This window comes from Dietzia sp. SYD-A1 (genome assembly GCF_015356725.1).
Taxonomy (GTDB): domain Bacteria; phylum Actinomycetota; class Actinomycetes; order Mycobacteriales; family Mycobacteriaceae; genus Dietzia.
This window is the reverse complement of sequence record NZ_JADDKI010000290.1, coordinates 1-3,591: the sequence shown is the minus strand read 5'-3', so window position 1 is coordinate 3,591 and position 3,591 is coordinate 1. Positions and strand designations below refer to the sequence as shown.

The window sequence follows — 3,591 nt, the reverse complement described above, 5'->3', positions numbered from 1 at the left end:
GACCGCGACGGGGCGACGATCCCGCGTCGTCGGACGGGACGGATCTCGCGGGCGCCCCGGGCGGACCGCTCGGCTCGGTGTGCGCGTGTGCTCATGACGGGCCCTCCTCGATGTGGGATGTGGGATGCGCCGAGTGGGGCCGACTGCGTGCCCGGGCGCGGGGGTCCTCCATGCGGGAAGAGTACGTACGCGGTCTGCCAGCTCGAGAGGGTTCGGCGGAGACGATGCGACCGGTGTCACAATCGAGACGAGATCGAGACCCGCCCGTCAGTGGCGCCCGGCCCCGTGAGGCGGGTGGGGAGCACACTGGCCGGGACACCGGGGTGGACCGCTGCCGGATCAAGTCCGGTCGTCGCGGACCGCCACTATGGTGGGGCGCATGGGCACTCACGGTCATCTGTCCGGATCGCTGGTCGTCGGGTCCCGGCACCATGACGAGGGTGTCCGCCGACTCCTCGCCAGCTTCGAGGCGGTCCCCCGGGGGGAGCCCGTCCGGCTGGCCAAGACGACGTCCAACCTGTTCAGGCCGCGCGCCTCGTCGTCGTCGCCCGGTCTCGACACCACCGGGCTGACGCGCGTGGTCTCCGTGGACCCGGACGCCCGCACCGCCGACGTGCAGGGCATGTGCACCTACGAGGATCTGGTGGACGCCACCCTGCCGTACGGGTTGATGCCGTACGTGGTGCCGCAGCTCAAGACCATCACCCTCGGTGGCGCCGTGACCGGGCTGGGCATTGAGTCCAGTTCCTTCAGGTTGGGGTTGCCCCACGAGTCGGTGCTGGAGATGGACGTCCTCACCGGGACGGGCGAGATCGTCACCGCCCGCCCCGACGGGACGGTGCGCGAGCAGGCGCTCTTCCGCGGGTTCCCCAACTCGTACGGCTCGCTCGGGTACGCCGTGCGGCTGCGCATCGCGCTCGAACCCGTGGCCCGCTACGTCGAGCTGCGACATCTCCGTTTCGGCTCCCTCGCCGCGCTGGCCGACGGGCTCGGGCGGATCAGCGAGTCCGGGTCGTACGACGACGAGGACGTCGATTTCCTGGACGGGGTCGTCTTCTCCGCCGACGAGTCCTACCTGACCCTGGGGCGGCGGACCGACGAGCCCGGTCCCGTCTCGGACTACACGGGAGTGCGGGACAAGCAGGCGATCTACTACCGGTCGATCCGGCACGGCGGACAGCCCGGATCGATGGCCCGCGACCGGTTGACCATCCGCGACTACCTGTGGCGGTGGGACACCGACTGGTTCTGGTGTTCGCGGGCGTTCGGCGTGCAGAATCCCCGGATCCGCGCCCTGTGGCCGCAGCACCTCCTCCGGTCGTCCGCGTACTGGAAGATCATCGGGCTGGACCACAGGTACGACCTGGGCAACCGGATCGGGGCGCTCAAGGGCGAGGGCCCGCGCGAGCGTGTGGTGCAGGACATCGAGGTGACCATCGACCGCACGGCCGAGTTCCTCGGGTGGTTCCTGAATGAGGTGCCCATCGAACCACTGTGGGTGTGTCCGTTGCGGCTGCGGGAGCGCGCCCCGGCACCGACACCGGACGGGGGGCCGGGCTCCGACCGGCCGTGGCCTCTGTACCCGTTGTCGCCCGACACAACCTATGTCAACATCGGCTTCTGGTCCTCGGCGCCGGTAGAGCCGGGGTCGGTGGAGGGGGCGTGGAACCGGCGCATCGAGGAGGAGGTCTCCCGCCTCGGTGGACACAAGTCGCTCTACTCTGAGGTCTTCTACTCCCGGGAGGAGTTCGACCAGCTGTACGGCGGTGAGCACGCCGCCCGGCTGAAGGCGGAGTTCGACCCGAACGGTCGGTTCTCGACCCTCTACGACAAGGCGGTGGGTGCACGGTGACGACGGACAGGATGACGATCGGTGAGATCGTCGACGCATTCGCGACGGGCGAGCCACCCCTGCGTATCGAGGCCTACGACGGCTCGGTGTTCGGCCCGCCCGACAGTGAGCTGGTACTACGCCTGAAGAGTCCGAAGGCGCTGCAGTACTTCGTGACCGCGCCGGGGGATCTCGGGTTGGCCCGCGCCTACCTCATGGGTGAGCTCGAGGTCGACGGGGTACATCCCGGTGCGCCGCACGACGCGTTCGGCGCGCTCGAGGTCTTCCGCAAGGCCATGACCCGGAGGCCGGACGTGCGGACGATGGCCCGGATCGCCCGGTCGATCGGACGCGAGAACCTCACGATGCTGCCGATTCCCGAGCAGGAGGTGCCGGCGGCGTGGCGCCGGGTCGCGCACGGCATGCGGAGACACTCCAAGAAGCGGGACTCGGAGGTCGTGAGCTACCACTACGACGTGTCCAACCGGTTCTACGAGTGGATCCTCGGGCCCACCATGACCTATACCTGCGCGTGTTACACCGACGCACAGATGTCCCTGGAGAAGGCGCAGGAGAACAAGTACCGCCTCGTTTTCGACAAGCTCGGTCTCAAAGCCGGCGACAGGCTGCTGGACGTGGGGTGCGGGTGGGGCGGGATGGTGCGCTACGCGGCCTCCCGGGGGGTCCGCGCGATCGGCGTGACGCTCTCGCGGGAGCAGGTCGAGTGGGGCCAGGCCGCGATCCGAGCCCAGGGGCTGGAGGATCTTGCCGAGGTCCGGCTGATGGACTACCGCGACGTGCCCGAGCGCGACTTCGACGCCGTGAGTTCCATCGGCATCACAGAGCACATCGGGCGCAGGAACTACCACGGATACTTCACCCGACTCCACGGGTACCTGAAGCCGGGAGGGCGTCTGCTGAACCATTGCATCACCCGTCCGGACAACTCGCGGTCCGTCAAGGCGGGCGCGTTCATCGACCGGTACATCTTCCCGGACGGCGAACTGGCCGGTGCCGGGACCGTCCACCTCGAGGCGGAGAACGCGGGGTTCGAGGTGGTGCACGAGGAGAACCTCCGGCAGCACTACGCGTTCACCCTGCGCGACTGGTGCGCGAACCTGGTCGAACACTGGGACGAGGCGGTCGAGGAGGTCGGTGAACCCATGGCCAAACTGTGGGGTCTCTACATGGGCGCCTGCCAGTACGGCTTCGAACACAACAAGATCCAGCTCCACCAGATCCTGGCCGTCCGGCTCGGCGACTCCATGACCTGGGACGTTCCCCTGCGGCAATGGTGGCAGGCGTGAACCGGATCAGGCCAGGTCGAGAGCCAGCAGGACGTCGCCGGTCGGCGCCGGGGATCCGCCCGCCGGCTCCTCGGTGATCCCGATCTGGGCGGAGCCGCGGATACCGCTCAGTTCGGCGGAGGGTGACGGGCCCACCTCGCCGGATTCCATCGTCCCCGCCGGGATCGGGTCGTGATCCGGGCCCATCAGCCAGAGCTGATAGGCGCGGCCCTCGGCCGGCTCCGGGATCCCGGTCATGGAGATGACCGCCATGTCAGCCGACCTGGACGCCAACACCGTGGCGCTACCGGTGCCGCCCACCTGACCGCGGGAGATCTCGAGGTCGGGTGCGGTGAGCAGGGACGCGACCTCGTCCGGCATCGTGGCGGCGGGCGGAGCGGCGACCGGCAGGTCGTTCTCCGGCGCCGCCCCGCCCGTCAGGCGCCCGACGGTGACGCCCGCGGCCACGAGGAC

General features: G+C 69.4%; 3 protein-coding genes. 2 read left to right on the top strand and 1 reads right to left on the bottom strand.

The annotated features are described in order from the left end of the window. The first annotated feature begins 379 nt into the window (after positions 1 to 379). Together IY392_RS12240 and IY392_RS12235 are read left to right on the top strand one after the other, a co-directional pair. Positions 380 to 1,852, top strand: a complete 1,473-nt coding sequence (locus tag IY392_RS12240) for an FAD-binding oxidoreductase (RefSeq protein WP_194861364.1) — start codon at positions 380 to 382, stop codon at positions 1,850 to 1,852. A gap of 11 nt (positions 1,853 to 1,863) precedes the next feature. After that, a complete protein-coding gene (locus tag IY392_RS12235; protein WP_107757591.1) occupies positions 1,864 to 3,138 on the top strand; it encodes a class I SAM-dependent methyltransferase in 1,275 nt (424 codons plus the stop codon). 6 nt (positions 3,139 to 3,144) lie between these two features. Here the strand turns inward: IY392_RS12235 and IY392_RS12230 are convergent. Beyond that, on the bottom strand, positions 3,145 to 3,591 hold a 447-nt coding region (locus tag IY392_RS12230), incomplete at its 5' end, for an anti-sigma factor (RefSeq protein WP_194861363.1).